The 18076-nt window shown below is 60.3% G+C and carries 14 protein-coding genes; 5 read left to right on the top strand and 9 right to left on the bottom strand.

Features of this window, described 5'->3' with window-relative positions:
- Window positions 1–406: 406 nt before the first annotated feature.
- Together OQ287_RS09640 and OQ287_RS09635 are read left to right on the top strand one after the other, a co-directional pair.
- Complete coding sequence (locus tag OQ287_RS09640; RefSeq protein ID WP_250935584.1) at window positions 407–3283, top strand: ribonucleoside-diphosphate reductase subunit alpha; 2877 nt, start codon at window positions 407–409, stop codon at window positions 3281–3283.
- Window positions 3284–3372: 89 nt separating this feature from the next.
- A complete protein-coding gene (locus OQ287_RS09635; RefSeq protein ID WP_265896296.1) occupies window positions 3373–4467 on the top strand; it encodes a ribonucleotide-diphosphate reductase subunit beta in 1095 nt (364 codons plus the stop codon).
- 177 nt (window positions 4468–4644) lie between these two features.
- On the opposite strand, the gene OQ287_RS09630 is transcribed toward OQ287_RS09635, so the two are convergent.
- From OQ287_RS09630 to trpB, 3 genes are read right to left on the bottom strand one after another with little or no spacing between them, the layout of a single operon-like run.
- Window positions 4645–4980 carry an I78 family peptidase inhibitor gene (locus OQ287_RS09630; protein ID WP_265896295.1) on the bottom strand — a complete coding sequence of 112 codons (336 nt, stop codon included), beginning with the start codon at window positions 4978–4980 and terminating at the stop codon, window positions 4645–4647.
- 35 nt (window positions 4981–5015) lie between these two features.
- Entirely contained in the window at window positions 5016–5867 is an 852-nt protein-coding gene (gene trpA / locus OQ287_RS09625; protein WP_265896294.1) for a tryptophan synthase subunit alpha, read from the bottom strand.
- Entirely contained in the window at window positions 5864–7084 is a 1221-nt protein-coding gene (gene trpB, locus OQ287_RS09620; RefSeq protein WP_250935579.1) for a tryptophan synthase subunit beta, read from the bottom strand. The genes trpA and trpB overlap by 4 nt, the downstream gene beginning before the upstream one ends.
- 159 nt (window positions 7085–7243) lie before the next feature.
- Here trpB and OQ287_RS09615 point away from each other — a divergent pair, with 159 nt between their 5' ends.
- Window positions 7244–8122, top strand: a complete 879-nt coding sequence (locus OQ287_RS09615) for a LysR family transcriptional regulator (protein ID WP_250935578.1) — start codon at window positions 7244–7246, stop codon at window positions 8120–8122.
- On the opposite strand, the gene OQ287_RS09610 is transcribed toward OQ287_RS09615, so the two are convergent.
- The 6 genes from OQ287_RS09610 to OQ287_RS09585 all read right to left on the bottom strand — a co-directional run bounded on the left by OQ287_RS09610 (window position 8097) and on the right by OQ287_RS09585 (window position 14958).
- Window positions 8097–9773, bottom strand: coding sequence for an amidase (locus tag OQ287_RS09610; RefSeq protein WP_250935577.1), 1677 nt, complete (start codon window positions 9771–9773; stop codon window positions 8097–8099). The genes OQ287_RS09615 and OQ287_RS09610 overlap by 26 nt on opposite strands.
- Before the next feature lie 185 nt (window positions 9774–9958).
- Window positions 9959–10210 (bottom strand): helix-turn-helix domain-containing protein, encoded by a 252-nt coding sequence (locus OQ287_RS09605; RefSeq protein ID WP_250935576.1) that lies wholly within the window; start codon window positions 10208–10210, stop codon window positions 9959–9961.
- Entirely contained in the window at window positions 10210–12492 is a 2283-nt protein-coding gene (locus OQ287_RS09600; RefSeq protein WP_265896293.1) for an FdhF/YdeP family oxidoreductase, read from the bottom strand. Before OQ287_RS09600 ends, OQ287_RS09605 begins: the two co-directional genes overlap by 1 nt.
- Before the next feature lie 26 nt (window positions 12493–12518).
- Entirely contained in the window at window positions 12519–13298 is a 780-nt protein-coding gene (locus OQ287_RS09595; protein ID WP_250935572.1) for a formate dehydrogenase accessory sulfurtransferase FdhD, read from the bottom strand.
- A 104-nt stretch (window positions 13299–13402) separates the two neighbouring features.
- Window positions 13403–14290: a LysR family transcriptional regulator gene (locus tag OQ287_RS09590; RefSeq protein ID WP_250935570.1), complete on the bottom strand. Its 888-nt coding sequence runs from the start codon at window positions 14288–14290 to the stop codon at window positions 13403–13405.
- 2 nt (window positions 14291–14292) lie between these two features.
- The gene (locus OQ287_RS09585) at window positions 14293–14958 is read right to left on the bottom strand and encodes an HAD family hydrolase (protein ID WP_250935567.1); all 666 of its coding nucleotides are present in this window, start codon (window positions 14956–14958) and stop codon (window positions 14293–14295) included.
- Between the two features lie 194 nt (window positions 14959–15152).
- Here OQ287_RS09585 and OQ287_RS09580 point away from each other — a divergent pair, with 194 nt between their 5' ends.
- Together OQ287_RS09580 and OQ287_RS09575 are read left to right on the top strand one after the other, a co-directional pair.
- Window positions 15153–16379 carry an isochorismate synthase gene (locus OQ287_RS09580; RefSeq protein ID WP_250935565.1) on the top strand — a complete coding sequence of 409 codons (1227 nt, stop codon included), beginning with the start codon at window positions 15153–15155 and terminating at the stop codon, window positions 16377–16379.
- Window positions 16376–18067, top strand: a complete 1692-nt coding sequence (locus tag OQ287_RS09575; protein WP_265896292.1) for a (2,3-dihydroxybenzoyl)adenylate synthase — start codon at window positions 16376–16378, stop codon at window positions 18065–18067. The genes OQ287_RS09580 and OQ287_RS09575 overlap by 4 nt, the downstream gene beginning before the upstream one ends.
- The last annotated feature ends 9 nt before the right edge of the window (window positions 18068–18076 follow it).

The following is an 18076-nucleotide window of genomic DNA, read 5'->3' as shown; positions in this document are numbered from 1 at the left end:
CTCCTTAAGAAAAAGTTCTTTTTTCAGTGTACTCAAGCCATCAAAAATCTGGCGTCGGCAGGCCCTCCCACAATGCGGATTATCCCCTTGCCGCAACCCCCGGCCACGCCTCGCCCCCTGCCTTTTTACACACAGGTTTACCCACAGGAAGACACCATCCAGCACCCCGAACACGCTCTTGATAGGATCACGTTAATGGCTTATACGCGCTCTTGATAGGATCACGTTAATGGCTTATCTTGTGCCCACAGATTCAAAAACCCCTACATATGGGGTTTGAACCATTTTTTGCTTTCTCCGTCAAGCCCCTGTTTCCCCGTACCTTCAAGCGTTTTGTCGCACAGACAGCGCAGGCGCGGCGTGGCGAGAAATAACCGGTACATCTTGTACATATAAAGGTGAGTCCATGAGTTCGACGCTGTCAGAACAGATCAACGATATCGGCATCGAGGATGTCCAGGCACCGAAGCATTTCCGCGTCATCAAACGCGGCGGTGATGTGGCCGAGTTTGATACGGCCAAGATTTCGGTAGCCGTCACCAAGGCCTTTCTGGCCGTTGAAGGTGACAATGCGGCAACCTCTTCCCGCCTGCGCGAACAGGTGCGCGAACTGACTCAACAGATCGTCAGCGCCTTTTCACGCCGCATGCCCGATGGTGGCACGCTGCATATCGAGGATATTCAGGATCAGGTTGAACTGGCCCTGATGCGCTCGGGGGAGCACAAGGTCGCCCGTGCCTACGTTCTGTACCGTGAAGAGCATGCCCGTCAGCGCGCCTCACGCGCCCAGGGAATTGACAAGCCGCATCCCACCATCAATGTGACTCAGCCGGACGGCAGCCGTCAGCCGCTGGATCTGGGACGTATCGAAGTACTGGTCACCGAAGCCTGCCGCGGACTCGAGAATGTCGAGATCAAGCGCGTGGTCGATGAATCCCTCAAGAACCTGTACGACGGCGTGACCGCCGAAGGTGTGGCAACGGCGCTGATGATGACCGCGCGGATGCTGGTCGAGAAGGAGCCGAACTATACCTTCGTGACCGCTCGCCTGCTGCAGGACAACCTGCGCCGTGAAGCCCTGTCCTTTCTCGAAGTGGCGGATGAAGCCACCTACGGCGAAATGGAAGCCCTCTACAAGCCGGCCTTCCAGGCGTATATCGCCCGCGGTATCGAGTTTGAACAACTTGACCCCAAACTGGCCGAGTTTGACCTCGAGCGCCTCGGCGACGCGCTGAACCATGAGCGTGACAGCCAGTTCACCTATCTGGGCCTGCAAACCCTCTATGATCGGTACTTCCTGCACCGTGAAGGCGTTCGCTATGAACTGCCGCAGGTCATGTTCATGCGTGTGGCCATGGGGCTGTCGCTGAATGAAGCGAACAGGAATGACAGCGCCATCGAGTTCTACGAGCTGCTTTCAAGCTTTGACTACATGGCCTCCACGCCGACGCTGTTCAACGCCGGCACGGTCCGCAGCCAGCTGTCGAGCTGCTACCTGACTACCGTACCCGACGCGCTTGACGGCATTTATGGCGCCATCCGTGATAACGCCATGCTCTCCAAGTGGGCCGGCGGCCTGGGTAACGACTGGACGCCGGTACGTGCACTGGGTTCCTACATCAAGGGCACCAACGGCAAGTCCCAGGGCGTCGTACCGTTTTTGAAAGTGGTCAACGATACCGCCGTCGCCGTCAACCAGGGTGGCAAGCGCAAGGGCGCCGTCTGTGCCTACCTTGAAAGCTGGCACCTGGACATCGAGGAATTCCTCGAACTGCGCAAGAACACCGGTGATGACCGTCGCCGTACCCATGACATGAATACCGCGAACTGGATTCCGGACCTGTTCATGAAGCGGGTCATTGAAGATCAGGAGTGGACCCTGTTCTCTCCGGCCGACACCCCGGACCTTCATGACCTGTATGGCGCGGCGTTTGAAAAGCGGTTTGCCGAATACGAGGAAATGACCCGGACCGGCCAGCTCAAGCTCTTCAAGCGGGTCAAGGCCAAGGATCTCTGGCGCAAGATGCTGACGATGCTGTTTGAAACAGGCCATCCGTGGATTACCTTCAAGGATCCGTGCAACCTGCGCAGCCCGCAGCGCCACACCGGAGTCGTGCACTCGTCCAACCTGTGTACCGAGATCACCCTGAATACTTCCGTGGACGAGATCGCCGTCTGTAACCTGGGGTCTGTCAACCTGGCCGTTCACATCGTTGACGGCAAGCTTGATTCCGAAAAACTGGGTCGTACGGTCAGAACCGCTGTTCGCATGCTCGATAACGTTATCGACATCAACTACTACGCCGTGCCGCAGGCCAAACGCTCCAACTTCCGTCATCGTCCGGTAGGTCTGGGCCTGATGGGCTTCCAGGACGCCCTTTACAAGCAGGGCATCGCCTACGCTTCCGAGCAGGCCGTCACCTTTGCCGACCGCTCAATGGAAGAGATCAGCTACCACGCCATCAAGGCGTCAAGCGACCTGGCCGCCGAACGCGGATGCTATGAAAGCTACGAGGGCTCTCTCTGGAGCCAGGGCGTACTGCCGATCGATTCACTCGAGATGCTGGTTGAAGAACGTGGCGAGCAGTACATCCAGGTCAACCGTGATCAGACCATGGACTGGACCAGCCTGCGCGAGACCGTCAAGACACAGGGCATGCGTAACTCCAACGTCATGGCCATCGCGCCGACGGCCACCATTTCCAACATCTGTGGCGTATCCCAGTCCATCGAGCCGACGTATCAGAACCTGTACGTCAAATCGAACCTGTCCGGCGAATTCACGGTCATCAACCAGCACATGGTCAATGACTTCAAGGAAGCGGGCCTGTGGGACGAAGTCATGGTCAATGACATGAAATACTTCGACGGCAGCGTTCAGGGCATCGACCGGGTTCCCGACGAGCTGAAGGCTCGCTACGCCACCGCGTTTGAAGTCGAGCCGAAATGGATCGTGGAAGCAGCGTCCCGTCGCCAGAAATGGATCGATCAGGCTCAGTCCCTGAACCTCTACATTGCAGGCGTATCCGGCAAGAAGCTGGATACCACCTACAAGATGGCATGGGCCCTCGGCCTCAAGACCACCTACTACCTGCGCGCCCAGGCAAGCTCACGGGTCGAGAAATCCACCCTCAAGGGCACTGATGGCAAGCTGACCGGCGTCAAGGTACCGCAGGCAGAGGCAGCGCCCAGTGCGCCGTCCCCGCAGGCAGAAGCCCCGCTGGGCTCTGCACCGCCGCTGGCCTGTTCCATTGATGATCCGGACTGTGAGGCCTGCCAGTAAGGCAGCCCTCTCCCGGCAGGTCTCCCCTGCCGGGTTTACCTCATTAAAAGCTGCCGGCCACGCCCGGCAGGGCAAGCAAGGAGCGTTTCATGCAAGCGACCACGACCGACGATCAGATCGATACCACCGGGCTTGGCAATATCGTTGCCGGCGCCCAGCGCATTGATGCCAGCGAAAAGGCCATGATCAATGGCCGCAGCGACGTCAATCAGCTGCTGCCCCTGAAGTACACCTGGGCCTGGGAAAAGTACCTTAACGCGTGCAACAACCACTGGATGCCTACCGAGGTATCCATGCAGGCCGACATCGCGACCTGGCGTGCGCCGATCAACAGCCAGCACGGGTTGACCGAAGACGAAGTACTGATGCTCAAGCGCAACCTTGGCTTTTTCGCCACGGCGGAATCGCTGGTCGCCAATAACATCGTACTGGCCATCTATCGCAACATCACCAACCCCGAGTGCCGCCAGTACCTGCTGCGCCAGGCGTTCGAGGAAGCGATTCACACGCATACGTTCCAGTACATCTGCACCTCGCTCGGCCTTGATGAAGGCGAGCTGTTCAACATGTACCGTGAAGTACCGGCCATCACTGAAAAGGATGCCTGGGCACTGCAGTACACCCAGAACCTGGAAAGCAATGAATTCCAGACCGGCACGCCGGAACGGGATCAGGCATTTCTGCGCGACCTGATCGCCTTCTACGTCATTTTTGAAGGCATGTGGTTCTACACCGGTTTTGCCCAGATCCTGTCACTGGGTCGGCGCAACAAGATGGTGGGCATCGCCGAACAGTACCAGTACATCCTGCGCGATGAATCCATCCACCTGAATTTCGGTATCGACTGCATAAACCAGATCAAGGTCGAGAACCCGCACCTGTGGGATGAGGCATTCCAGGAAGAAGTACGTGGCATGCTCAGAAAGGCCTGCGAACTGGAAGTCGCCTACGGTCGTGAAACCATGCCTCGCGGCATCCTCGGCATCAACGCCGAGCTGTGCGAGGAATACATGCACTTCATTACCAACCGTCGTGCCGAACAGATCGGCCTTGCCCCGCTGTATCCGGAAGTGGACAACCCCTTCCCATGGATGTCTGAAATCATCGACCTGCCGAAAGAGAAGAACTTCTTTGAAACACGGGTCACCGAATATCAGACCGGCGGCGCACTGAGCTGGGACTGATCGGGCATTCTTGAGCTCGTTCTTCCGTCCAATCGACAACGCCCGGTACGCCGGGCGTTGTCGTGAGACGGCAATGCCTTGTTCATCCTGTGAAAGTGCTGGCTGCCTGACATACAGCACACGGAAAAACGCCCCGCAGTGCGGGGCGTTTTTATAAGTCGAACATGTGAACCAGCATCAGCCGCAGGAAAACCGGCTGATGAGCTCGTTATCGATCGTGATATTGAGCCGATCAGGATCATACTCCTGCGTTACTACCGTATCAGGACGCAGCATTCGATAAGAAGTCGCGCCGCTGTCATCCACAATCATCTGACGTGCATCAGGCGTCAGAGGCTTGCCGACCAGCGCATCCAGCCGGTCGGTTGAACACCTGCCCTCGGGGACAGTATGACTGGTGGCCGTGTCCGTCGCTGATTCATTATCGGACACCGGTGAATTGCCGAATAATGAGCAGCCTGACAGGGCCATCCCCAGCGCGGCCACATAAAGCCCCTTTTGAAACACTCTCATGGCAGACTCATCTCCCTGATCGTCAAATGTCCGGCTTATCCGGTGTGGCGGGCACCACGTACGCCTTCAGCCAACTCGGCCGTCAGCGCATGTACAGCCCTGATCGCGTCTTCAGGCGTAGCGGCCTGCTCAATGCAATTGACCAGTGCCGAACCCACGACCACACCATCGGCTGCGCGCGCGACATCGGCCGCCTGCTCGGAGGTCTTGATGCCAAACCCTACCGCTACCGGCAAGCGGGAATGCAGTTGAAGACGTGCGACCGCACGCTCCACCGCTTCGCTCGAGGCCGAACCGGCCCCCGTCACACCAGCCACTGACACGTAATATAAAAAGCCGGATGTGTTTTCCAATACCTTCGGCAGCCGTGCATCGTTGGTGGTCGGCGTGGCCAGGCGAATGAAATTCAGCCCATATTCGGCCGCCGGCAGACACAGCTCGCTGTCGTGCTCGGGAGGCAGATCCACCACGATCAGCCCATCAACACCCACGTCCCTGGCCTCGCGCAGAAATGCATCCACGCCAAAGCGATAAATCGGGTTGTAATAGCCCATCAGCACGATCGGGGTATCCTGATCGTGTTCACGGAACCTGCGTACCATATCCAGCGTTTTATGCTGGTCCTGACCGGCCTTCAAGGCACGCTGCGCCGCCTTCTGGATGGATGGGCCATCAGCCATCGGATCCGTGAACGGCATGCCCAGCTCGATGATGTCGGCCCCGGCTGCGGGCAGTCCGTCAAGAATGGCCTGAGAAGTGGCCGTATCCGGGTCGCCCGCGGTCACAAAGGTGACCAGCGCAGCGCGATTCTGCTGTTTCAGCGCCTCGAAACGACGCGTAATGCGAGACGTTACTTCAGCGTGTGTCACGGTGGCCTGCTGGCTCATGCGTTATCTCCTTTTTCCATCGTCTCACCCAGATAATGCGCCACGCTCATCATGTCCTTGTCACCACGCCCGCTCATGTTGAGCACCATCAGGTGGTCCGACGGCAGTGACGGCGCCCGCTTGACGATCTCGGCCAGGGCGTGAGCGGTTTCAAGCGCCGGAATGATACCTTCCTTGCGGCAGCACAGCTGGAAGGCTTCAAGTGCTTCGCTGTCGGTAATCGATACGTACTCGACCCGGCCATTGTCCTTCAGGTAGGCATGCTCCGGCCCGATGCCCGGATAGTCCAGCCCGGCCGAGATGGAATGAGCGTCCTTGATCTGACCATCATCATTCTGCAGCAGGTAGGTACGGTTGCCGTGCAGCACGCCCGGCACCCCACCATTCAGACTGGCTGCATGCTCGCCGGTCTCGATACCGTGCCCGGCCGCTTCAACACCGATCATGGCAACGCTGTCGTCATTCAGAAACGGATGGAAGATCCCCATGGCATTGGAGCCACCGCCGATACAGGCCACGATCGAATCGGGCAGACGCTGTTCCTTCTCAAGCATCTGATCACGGGTTTCACGCCCGATCACCGCCTGGAAGTCACGCACCATGGCCGGATACGGATGCGGGCCTGCTACCGTCCCGATGATATAGAACGTGCTGTCAACGTTGGTCACCCAGTCGCGCAACGCTTCGTTCATCGCATCCTTCAGGGTACCGGTACCGGAGGTCACCGGAATGACCTCGGCACCCAGCAGACGCATGCGAAACACGTTCTGCTGCTGACGCTCGATATCCGTCGAGCCCATGTAGATCACACAGTCCATGCCAAACCGTGCCGCTACGGTGGCCGTTGCCACGCCGTGCATGCCGGCGCCGGTTTCGGCAATGATGCGGTTCTTGCCCATCCGCCGTGCCAGCAGGATCTGGCCGATACAGTTATTGATCTTGTGCGCGCCGGTGTGGTTGAGCTCTTCACGCTTGAAATAGATTTTTGCTCCGCCCAGATGCTCGCTCAGCCGCTCTGCGTAATACAACGGGTTGGGCCGACCAACATAGTCGCGCTGAAAGTAGGCCAGCTCTTCATGAAAGGCCGGATCCTGTTTGGCAGCGTCGTAGCAGCCCTGAAGCTCGAGAATGAGCGGCATCAGGGTTTCTGCCACAAACTGGCCGCCAAAATCGCCGAAAAAGCCGTTGTGGTCCGGCAGGGATGCCAATGCGGTCATGAAATACACTCCAGTATTCATAAATATGGGTACAGCATGGCACAGTGGCCTTGAAATAAAAGCGAAGTTTTATCACTGACAGGTTAAAAAAAATCACCTATTTTACGAAGCAATGCGTGGCCTGGAGCCACACTCTTCAAAAAAACTGACGGACATGCCATGCCTTCACTGCCTCCTCTCAATGCACTGCGCGCCTTCGAAGCCACGGTGCGGCTTGGCAGCGTCAAGGCCGCGTCCGACGCCCTGCATGTCACTCACGGGGCGGTCAGCCGCCATCTGAAAACACTGGAAGCCCATTTTGGCTGTGCCCTGCTGGTGCGTGCCGGGCGTGGCCTGCGACCGAGCGCCGAAGGTATCCGCCTTTACGAAGGAGTCCATCGCGGGCTGACACAGCTTCAGGAAAGCTGTGACCAGCTATCGCTTGAACAGACCACACGCCCGCTCGTACTGCGCTGCCCGGGCAGCTTTCTGGCCCGATGGCTGATCCCTCGCTGGGAAGCGCTGAAGGCAGACGTGCCGGATATCGATGTTCAGGTCGCACATCAGGAGGACGCCGCGTCACCGGCCCACCGCCCACAGGAAACCTCTCTGCTGTTTATTGATACCCTGCCGGAGGATGCCCGCATCAGCCCCTTGCAGGCAGAATGCATCGGGCCGGTCACCACTCCGGCGCTGGGCGAACAATGGCAGAAAGTGCCGGCCTCTGCGCTTTCCGGCACGCCCCTCCTTTATACTGCGTCACGCCCGTCGGCCTGGCCCCAGTGGGCCTCGGCCTGTGGTGTCGATCCTGACAGCCTTGTCTATGGCCAGGGGTTTGAACATCTCTACTACCTGCTGGAAGCGGCAACCTCCGGGATCGGCATGGCCATCGCCCCCAGGCTTCTGGTCGAAGATGATCTACGGGCGGGTCGGCTGGTGGCCCCCTGGGGCTTCGTTGAAACGCCAGGACAACTGGTACTGTGGTCGGGCGATCAGGTGCCTGCCGCTCGCCATGATGCCCTGACCCACTGGTTCAGGGCGGCGCTGTCGTCGCAATGACCTGTGAGCGCCAGCCGGTGGAAAGGGGAAGGTCCGGTGTCCAGCGCGGCGCAGGAATCGCCTGCTCAAGCGGTGTCGCCAGCTGAAACAGCGTCGTTTCCTGAAACGGTCGCGCCAGCAGGGATACGCCCATGGGCAGCCCGGCCGTGGTCATCCCCATGGGGAAGGTGATTTCCGGAAAACCACTGACCGTCGCCAGATAGGCCATCGGCTCATGGGCGACCGTGCGACATTCAAAGCCTTTTTTACCTGCCGGCGTACGGGGATATGCCGGACAGTCTCGCGTGGGAAAGGCCAGAGCGGTGACATCAGCAGTATCCATCAGCTGGTGCAGCTGTCTGCGAAGAGCCGGCAGTCGCCAGGAAACATCGTCCAGATAGTTGGGCGACGCCGTGGCATGTCGATTCAAAGTGGCCTCCATGCCACGAATACGCTCCGGATTGACCTGGCGATGGGGATGAACACGGTTGTTTTCCTCGCATCGCTTGATGATATTGCTCATGTCCGGCGGCCCCCCGGTCACCTCCTCACTGAGAAACCGTTCCACGCCGGGACGAAATTCAGCGTTTTGCACCGGCGCGATAACGCTGGCCCACAGATCGCCGAATGCGGCCGGCAGGCTAATCGGGACGACGGTAGCGCCCTGCCGTTCAAGCCGCGCCACAAACGTCTTCATCGCCTGGTCTACCTGCTGGTTGGCACCGCCAATGCCGCTGATGACACCAATACGCTGGCCGGCCAGTGCGGTCCCGGCCACCGGATAATAACGGGTCGACGTGTTGTCGGGAGCCAACTGGGTTACCTGATCCCCAGGATCCCGCCCGGCCATGACCTGCGTGATCATGGCACTGCCGCTCACGGTACGAGTAATCGGCCCCGGGGTATCAAAGGACGGCGACAACGGCAGAATACCGCTGCGGCTTATCAGCCCGATCGTGGGCCTGAGCCCGACCAGCCCGGTCACGCTCGCCGGGCCGCGCACCGATCCTTCGGTATCCGTGCCGATGCCGAAGGCTGCCAGATCAGCGGCCACACCGGCGGCCGGGCCACTGCTGGAGCCTGATGCGTAGCGGTCCGGGTTATAGGGGTTGCGCGTGGTACCTCCCAGCGAACTGTACCCTGGCTTGCCGAACGAGGAAGCAAATTCGGTCATGTTGCCCTTGGCCAGCACGATGGCCCCGGCCTTTTTCAGGCGCGCCACCAGCGTGGCATCCTGCCGTGGCATGGCATTACGCAGCGCCACCGAGCCCCCGGTGGTCGGCAACCCCTTGACGTTGATATTGTCCTTGACGATGAATGGCAGCCCGGCCAGTGGCCCTACCGGCCGCCCCTCACTGCGCGCCCTGTCGATCCGGCGCGCCCGGGCAATGGCATCCGGGTTGACCCGCAGCAATGCATTGATGGCCGGGCCGTTGTTTTCAAAGCGATCAATGCGCCGCATGTAAAAACGGACCAGTGCTTCGGCGCTGATCCGTTGGTCATCCAGGGCCTGTTTGAGTTCCGGCAGGCTTTTTGAGGCAGGAGAAAATGTGGACGCGGCATGCGCTGCCGGCAGGGCCACAGACAATAAAAACGCCAGTGCGCTGCTCGCAAGGGCGAACCGTTTCGTGACATGCGCAACTCCTCGGCTGCGTCCTGAAACCATGGCCATGGATGCCCCCGATAATGGATGTCTCTCGGGCGCTGTTATGGTTGAAGTTGACGCCCGCTATCGAAGCTTAACCACGCAGGCGGGCGCGTTGACCATAAACCATATGCTAATAAGACACGATTTACCGGAAGCAGGCCCGCCATGGCGGGCTGTTTTAAATTGTTTGCAAATGAAACGCCCGGTTATCAGGGGCTTTCAAGGAGGGTAAGTCGCATGCCCGGGCTGCGGCCGGATGAAGGCTCGCAAGCTATCCATCCAGCCTCTTCCAGCCGAGATGCAGACCGCCGAACCAGTGCATGCTCCAGCGCCATCCTACGGGCCAGGGTACCAGTGGCCTGGGGCGAACGTTCGGCCAGCAGTGCAAGAACCAGCCCTTCGAGCGCGTCCACGCCGTGGGCTGCCACGATGCGGCCGGCCTGATCGATCAAGTCATCCATCAGGCCAGACGCCGGCTGCGCTCAAGTCGAATCGCTACCGATTTCGAATTCGGGGTATTACTGCGCACACCGACGCTATCAAGCGGAATCAACGGGTTGGTTTCCGGGTAGTACGCCGCGGCACAGCCTGCCGGGGTGTCATAGCGCACCACCTTGAAGTGGTTGGCGCGGCGAACCTGGCCATCACTGTCATCCCCGATCAGATCCACAAATTCGCCCGCCTCGACGCCCAGTCGTGTCATATCCTGCTCATTGAGAAAGATCACCTGGCGTTGCCCTTCCACACCCCGATAACGGTCGTTATAGCCGTACACCGTGGTGTTGTACTGGTCATGACTTCTCAATGTCTGAAGGGTCAGCCAGCCGGTGCGCTCGCGCATCTTCTGATGAAGCACTTGTTTCGGCAGGGCGGCCGCACTGAATCGGGCCAGACCGGTGCCCGTCGGAAACATGCGCTCCGCACCGGGATTGCCCAGCCAGAATCCACGCGGCTCACGAACGCGCTGATTGAAGTCGTTAAATCCTGGCACCACGCCGGCAATATGCTCACGAATCACATCATAGTCTGCCCGCAGTGATGCCCAGTCGACCACCTCGTTCCCCAGCAGCCGCTCGGCAACCTGAGTCAGTATCTCGACTTCACTTCTAAGCGCCTTCGACGCCGGCTTATGGATACCGCTGGACCCGTGCACCATGCTCATCGAGTCTTCTACCGTAATGAGCTGTGCCTGGCCATCGGCCTTGCGGTCCACTTCAACCCGGCCGATACAGGGAAGAATCAACGCATCCCGGCCAGTGACCAGATGACTCCGATTGAGCTTGGTACTGATGTGAACGGTCAGGTTACAGCCGGACAGCGCCTGTTCACAGACCTCGGAATCCGAGGTAGCACGAGCAAAGTTGCCGGCCAGCCCAATAAAGACCCTTGCCTTGCCATCGCGCATGGCACGAATCGAATCCACCGTATCCACGCCGTGCTCACGCGGCATGGGGACGCCGTAATACGCCTCCAGTGCATCCAGAAAGCCCGGGGAGGGTTTTTCATAGATACCCATGGTGCGATCACCCTGCACATTGGAGTGCCCCCGCACCGGGCAGGTGCCCGCCCCAGGCTTGCCGATATTGCCTTTCAGTAGCAGAAGATTCACCAGTTCACGAATCGTGATGACCGAGTGCTCATGCTGGGTCAGCCCCATGGCCCAGCAGAAGATGGTCGCGCTGGAGCGCATGTAGACCTCGGCGGCACTGGTGATCTCATCGCGACTCAAGCCGGACTGGTCTTCAATGTCCGCCCAGGACGTGGCTTCGACCACCTGCTGCCAGTCTGCCAGCCCATCGGTATGGCGAGCGACAAAGTCATGATCGATGACATTACCCTGCTGAGCGTCCCGCTCGAACAGCACCTTGGCCATGCCGCGTGCAGCAGCCATGTCGCCGCCAAGTGCCGGGCACAAATACAGCGAACTGATCTGACCACTGCCGGCCCGCGCCATTTCCAGCATGCGCTGCGGGTCAGCGAAGCGTTCAAGCCCACGTTCCTTCAGGGTATTGAATGCCACGATCTCGCAGCCACGGTCGGCCGCCTCACGCAGCGTTCCCAGCATGCGGGGGTGGTTGGTTCCCGGGTTCTGCCCGAAGGTAAAGATAGCCTCGGCCTGTTCGAAATCCTCCAGCAGCACGCTGCCCTTGCCGGAGCCCAGCGCATCTTCAAGCGCCGCACCGCTGGCCTCATGGCACATGTTGGAGCAGTCCGGCATGTTGTTGGTGCCATAAAGCCGAGCCAGTAACTGGAAGACCCAGGCTGATTCATTGCAGGCCTTGCCGGAGGTGTAAAACAATGCCTCGTTGGGGTCATCCAGTGCCCGGAGGTGATCGGCCATCAGGTCATAGGCAGCTTCCCAGCTGATCGGCTCATAGTGATTCGTGTCAGCGTTATAGCGCATGGGCGAGGTCAAACGCCCCTGATCCTCAAGGCGGAAGTCGTCCCAGCCCTTCATCTCACTGACGCTGTAACGGGCGAAGAAACGTGGCGTCACTCGCTTCGCCGTGGTTTCCCAGGTCACGGCCTTGACGCCGTTTTCGCAGAACTCGAACGATGAGCCGTGTTCCGGGTCGCCCCAGGCGCAGCCGGGGCAGTCAAATCCATCGGGTTGATTCAGCTTCAACATTGCCCGCACATTGGTCACCGGGACTCTGCTCTGAAGCAGGAAGCGGCTGACGGATTTCAGCGCTCCCCAGCCGGCGGCCGGGTGGTGATACTCGAACGTGCGTTCCTTGCTCATGAAGGCTCCTGAAGCAGATCTCCGCATTATCTGCGGAATAGTGAAGACGGTGTACGCCCTCGACTCAGCAACTGAAGGCGCTGGCCGCGGTGGCAGCACACCAGATTGAGGCCACACAGGCGGGCGGTATCCACCGCCAGAGTCGAGGGGTGTGAAAGTGTTCCAAGTGTTGTCATGCCGGCACGCACGCTTTTCTGAATCAGTTCAAGGCTGCAGCGGCTCGACACCAGCCCGGCAGCCGGCATGACACCGGCCTGCAATCCCTTGCCGATCAGCTTGTCCAGCGCGTTGTGCCGACCAATGTCCACGCCGGTCACGATACTGCCCCCAGGGTCCAGGCCCAGCGCCACATGAAGCCCTGGGCGGCTGGCCTGATCCAGCGCCTCGAACAGGCGATGCCAATCGGCCATGGACGGCAACTCCGACGGAGGGAGCTGACGCAGCCCCTCGAACATCAGGCCTTCATCAGCCGACCCGCAGCGGCCGCAGCTGCTGGTTGAGGCGCCAACCCGACGACGCTCCATGGCCTGCTCCGCCAGATGAGGCGCCATGGTGAGCTGCACCCGAAGGCCATGACGCAGCGGCGATTGATCGACACGCTCTATCTGTGAGATGCGACTTATCAAGCCTTCACTAAAGGCAAACCCCACCGCCCAGGCCTCAAGGTCGACCGGCGTTGCCAGCACCGAGGCAAAGGCCATGTCATTCAGGGCAAGCGTAATGGCCTGCTCCTCCGGGCCCTTGAGGTCGGTAGCGGGCATATCGGTTGCCCATTCATAGTCGGTAAATTCGGTGCGGGACGTCATGACGGAACCTCACTCGGCCAAACCACCGTGCCGGCAGGCACACGTGGTAATTGAGTCACAGTGTATGGAGAGAATGATATGCAGGCTAATGGAAACCGACGATACTATGATAGACACCGTCTATCATTGAAGTCCGCCAGGGCATCGAGAACGGCCTGCAACCGCCTCGACTGCCGATGGGCACGCTTCCAGAGCAGCCCGAGCCGGGCAGGATGCGTCAGAGCGGGCAAGGGCCAGGTCACAAGCCCCTCAAGCGGCAGGGCACTCACAAGTCGCGCTGGCATGACCGCGATGGCCTGGTCCGTGCGCAGCAGGGCCGCCAGAAGCGCCAGTGACCCCGCTTCGACAACCGCTTCTACCGCCATGCCCTCCTCTTCGAGCCGGCGACGCACCAGAGAATGGTGCTGCATGTCACCGGTCAGCATGTAGAGCGGATGATGGGCCAGCGTGGTCCAGTCCGGCGGGGTCTTGAAGGACAGGCCGGCGGCAGCCATCAGCACGTAGTGCTCCTCGAACAGCGGTCGGGCCACAAAGGGCTCGGCCGCCGGCACGTCCAGATACCCGAGCGCCAGTGCTATCTCGTCATCGGCCAGCGCCTGCATGAGCGATACGGTAGTGTATTCCCGCACGCGAAAACGCAGGGCGGGAAATCGGCGACGAAGCTCCGGCAGCAGCGTGGCCATGTCTCCCAGAGCCGATGGCACCAGCCCGAGGGATAACCAGCCACTTGGCCCCTGGGCAGGGTCAAGCTCGGCATGCAGTTCGTCGAATTCCGCCAGAATGCGTCGTGCATGGAGCAGAACGCGCTGCCCTTCCGGTGTAAATCCTTCAAAACGGCGGCCGCGGCGAATCAGTGGGGTTCCCAGTTCCGTCTCAAGCTGCTTGAGACGGGCTGAAAGGGTCGGCTGGGTCACATGGGCACGCTGTGCTGCGCGCCCGAAATGCCGCTCCTGAGCAAGAGCGACCAGAAACCTGAGCTGGCGATGATCCATGGTCAGCTCACACGATTGGCCTGAATCCAGGCGATGGCCGCCTCAAGATCATCCACCACGGCCACCGCGCCATCGAAATCGTGCTCACGGGAATAGGCGTTGGGAATGGCGATGACCTCGACGCCGGCGGCAACTGCCGAGCGCACGCCGTGGGACGTATCCTCAAGGGCAATGGCCTGCTCCGGAGCAATATCCAGCAACGCCAGGGCCCGCAGGTAGCTGGCCGGATGGGGCTTGCTGTGCTCAACGTCCTGACGTGCCACCAGGCATTCAAAATGACGGTGCAGATCGTGCTGCGACAGGATCGGGGCAATTTCGTCATGGCCACTGCCGGTCACCAGTGCACACCGAAGCTGCTGCTCACCGGCCCATGCAAATGCCTGATGGACACCAGCCATCAAGGGCACCGGCTCGCGGGCAAATCGGGCCGTGGTCTCCGCGGTCTTGCGCCTGATCAGCGCCTCGGCACGCTCATCGATATGGGGATGGCACTCCAGCAGGTATTCCACGCTGGTATTCACCGGGTTACCGGAATAATGCCGACGATATTCCTCTTCGCTGATCACCACATCAAACGGCGCCAGCACCTCATTCCATACCACGCGGTGCACGCTTTCCGAATCCACCAGCGTACCGTCACAATCAAACAGAAGTGCCTTGAGCGCCATTTCCAATCCTTTCGCGGGGAAAATAAACCTGTGTCCCTACCTTAGCATGCCCCTGGCATGGATGGCGGCCGGACCGTCTGCTGGCGCCACATGGTAAACTCAATACAAATGATTTTGATAACTCTTATCATTTAGAATAAGCTGTGGTCACCCAATGCCCGGTCGAGGCGCATGTACTGAAGGGAGAAGACCGCATGAGTTCCGCACTTGTAGACGATGGCGCGACCGAAACGTGTGATGCCATTGACCCTGTCACGGCCTATCGCGCCAGGGATTTCCTGTTTTGCTCATCGCACCATACGCTGCACGCCCGAGGGTGTCTGATCAATGCCCAGAGTAATCGCCCGGCGTCACCGGACGTGCTTGATGCGCAGGCGACCACCCTGTTTGAAAAGGCGCGCCGGCGCGGTCAGTCCAACCCGATCATCGTGGGCGCCCTGCCCTTTGATGTCAGCCAGCCCGCCCATCTGTACGTGCCGGAATACTGGAGGCGGAGCGCCGCACCCGACGCGGCCGAGCGCCAGGCTCTGGTGCGCACCCCGGTCGCATTGACGGTCAGCGAGAGTGCGCTGTATCCGCGCCCTCAGGGCTACCGGGAGGGGGTGAAACGTGCACTTCAGGCCATGGCTGAAGGCCGGGTCGACAAGATTGTTCTCTCGCGCACCCTTGAAATCAATGCCAGCACCCGGGTCGATCTGCCGCCGCTGATGAAACGGTTGATTGGCGTCAATCCGCACGGCTACAGCTTTGCCCTGCCACTGACGCCGGACCAGCCCGATGGCGCACCACCCCATGCCTTTATAGGCGCCAGCCCGGAACTGCTGGTAAAAAAGGAAGGCACACGGGTTGTCGTCAACCCACTGGCAGGCTCCATCCCTCGCCACCGGGACACGGCGGAAGACCAGCAACGGGCCGAAGAGCTGGCCGTCTCGGAAAAGGATCTGCACGAACACAAGGTCGTGATCGACGCCATCCTTGAGGCGCTGACCCCCTATTGCAGCAGCATGACAGTGCCGGAGGGACCCAGCGTCATCAGCACCGACACCCTGTGGCACCTCTCGACCACCATTACCGGCGAGCTCAGGGACCCCGCCGTCAGCTCACTGGCCCTGGCGGCGGCCATGCATCCCACTCCCGCGGTATGTGGCCACCCCCGCCGCGAAGCCTATCGCGACATCAATGCCATTGAATCCTTCCATCGTGGCCACTTCGGCGGCGCAGTGGGGTGGTGCGACAGCGACGGCAATGGTGAATGGTCGGTTGCGATTCGCTGCGCCGATGTACATGACACCCATGTCCGACTGTATGCCGGCGCCGGTCTGGTGCCAGGCTCTGACCCGCAGAAGGAACTGATCGAAACCGGCACCAAGCTGCGCACCATGCTCAATGCCATGGGGCTGGAACATCTGGATACCGTATGAACACCTCATCGCCACTGATTGCCGCGGACCTGGACACGATTTACCAGAAGTCACCGGATTATCCCGAAGACGCCAAGGCCCGTTACCGCGACGCTGGCCTCTGGACCGACATGACCCTGGGCAATTTCCTGCGTGAGGGTGCAAGGAGATTTGCGACCCGCCCGGCCATTGTCGAAGGAGGCACACGCTGGAGTTACAAGGCGCTGGATCATGAAGTGGACCGGCTGAGCTTTGGCCTGCAATCCCTGGGGCTCCTGAAGGGTGATCGCGTGGTTTTGCAGCTGGCCAATCGGGCCTCGATGATCATGACCACACTGGCCTGCTTTCGACTGGGCCTGCTGCCGGTATTTGCCCTGCCCGCCCACCGAAGCCATGAACTCATTCATTTCTGCACGGCCTCCGGGGCACGGGCACTGATCACCATGGCCGACCAGGTGGCCGGCCAGCCCGATGTAGACTTCCGGGCCCTCGCCCGGCGGGTCATACGCGCATGCCCCGGGCTTGAGCATGTGCTGATTGATGGCACCCCGGAAGAATTCACGTCACTGGACAGCCTTTATCAGGATACGCCCGCCGTGGCTGACTGGCCGGCGGTCACGGCAGATGAGCTGGCCTTTTTCCAGCTGTCCGGCGGTACCACCGGGCTGTCGAAGCTCATTCCGCGTCGCCATCAGGATTATCTCTACAGCATCCGCGGCAGCATTGAACCCTGCGGTATCAACGAGCACACCGTGTATCTGGGCGCCCTGCCGCTGGCGCACAACTTCCCCATGAGTTCACCGGGATTTCTGGGCGTACTGTACGCCGGCGGCTGTGTGGTCATGGCTCCAGCTCCGACACCTGACCACTGTTTTCCGTTGATCGAGGCTGAAGGGGTCACCCATGCCAGTCTGGTACCGCCGCTGGCACTGCTGTGGCTGAACAGCCTGCCCCAGTACGCCCACCTTGACCTGTCATCCCTGCAGGTGCTTCAGGTCGGTGGCGCACGGTTCAGCGCCGAAGCAGCACGACGTGTGAGACCTGAACTGGGCTGCACCCTGCAGCAGGTCTTCGGCATGGCCGAAGGGCTGGTCAACTACACCCGGCTGGACGATGACCCGGAAACGATTGTTCGCACTCAGGGCCGCCCCATTTCCCGCCTGGATGAAGTCCGTATTGTCGACGCAGCCGGCCGGCCCGTGCCGGATGGCACCCCGGGGCTGCTTGAAACCCGTGGGCCCTACACCATTCGTGGCTACTTTGATGCCCCGGCCCATAACGAGGCAAGCTTTACCGACGAGGGGTTTTATCGTACCGGCGATGTGGTCTCGCGCACCTCCACTGGTTATCTGATCGTGGAAGGCCGCGACAAGGACCAGATCAACCGGGGCGGCGAAAAGATCTCCCCGGAAGAAGTCGAGAATCTGTTGCTGGCCCATCCCGAGGTACATGACGTCGCTGTGGTCGGCATGACCGATGCATACCTCGGTGAGCGTCCCTGCGCCTTTATTGTGCCCCGCGGTGACGCAACGCCCAAGGCAGGCGAACTGGCGCAGTACCTGAAGGACACGGGTCTGGCCACCTACAAGGTGCCGGATCGTTTTCGCATCGTTGAGGCCTTCCCCGAAACCCGCGTTGGCAAGGTCAGCAGAAAAGTGCTGCGCGAGCAGTTGAAGGACACCTACGCCACCCCTCACGCCTCGGCATGACCCGAGACC

This window comes from Larsenimonas rhizosphaerae, from assembly GCF_026240105.1.
Classification (GTDB): Bacteria; Pseudomonadota; Gammaproteobacteria; order Pseudomonadales; family Halomonadaceae; genus Larsenimonas; species Larsenimonas rhizosphaerae.
This window is presented reverse-complemented; position numbering and strand designations above follow the sequence as displayed.

Coding starts and splice junctions, on each gene's coding strand:
- OQ287_RS09640 (WP_250935584.1), top strand. CDS start 407: ATGAGTTCGACGCTGTCAGAACAGATCAACGATATCGGCATCGAGGAT.
- OQ287_RS09635 (WP_265896296.1), top strand. CDS start 3,373: ATGCAAGCGACCACGACCGACGATCAGATCGATACCACCGGGCTTGGC.
- OQ287_RS09630 (WP_265896295.1), bottom strand. CDS start 4,980: ATGAGAGTGTTTCAAAAGGGGCTTTATGTGGCCGCGCTGGGGATGGCC.
- trpA (WP_265896294.1), bottom strand. CDS start 5,867: ATGAGCCAGCAGGCCACCGTGACACACGCTGAAGTAACGTCTCGCATT.
- trpB (WP_250935579.1), bottom strand. CDS start 7,084: ATGACCGCATTGGCATCCCTGCCGGACCACAACGGCTTTTTCGGCGAT.
- OQ287_RS09615 (WP_250935578.1), top strand. CDS start 7,244: ATGCCTTCACTGCCTCCTCTCAATGCACTGCGCGCCTTCGAAGCCACG.
- OQ287_RS09610 (WP_250935577.1), bottom strand. CDS start 9,773: ATGGCCATGGTTTCAGGACGCAGCCGAGGAGTTGCGCATGTCACGAAA.
- OQ287_RS09605 (WP_250935576.1), bottom strand. CDS start 10,210: ATGGATGACTTGATCGATCAGGCCGGCCGCATCGTGGCAGCCCACGGC.
- OQ287_RS09600 (WP_265896293.1), bottom strand. CDS start 12,492: ATGAGCAAGGAACGCACGTTCGAGTATCACCACCCGGCCGCCGGCTGG.
- OQ287_RS09595 (WP_250935572.1), bottom strand. CDS start 13,298: ATGACGTCCCGCACCGAATTTACCGACTATGAATGGGCAACCGATATG.
- OQ287_RS09590 (WP_250935570.1), bottom strand. CDS start 14,290: ATGGATCATCGCCAGCTCAGGTTTCTGGTCGCTCTTGCTCAGGAGCGG.
- OQ287_RS09585 (WP_250935567.1), bottom strand. CDS start 14,958: ATGGCGCTCAAGGCACTTCTGTTTGATTGTGACGGTACGCTGGTGGAT.
- OQ287_RS09580 (WP_250935565.1), top strand. CDS start 15,153: ATGAGTTCCGCACTTGTAGACGATGGCGCGACCGAAACGTGTGATGCC.
- OQ287_RS09575 (WP_265896292.1), top strand. CDS start 16,376: ATGAACACCTCATCGCCACTGATTGCCGCGGACCTGGACACGATTTAC.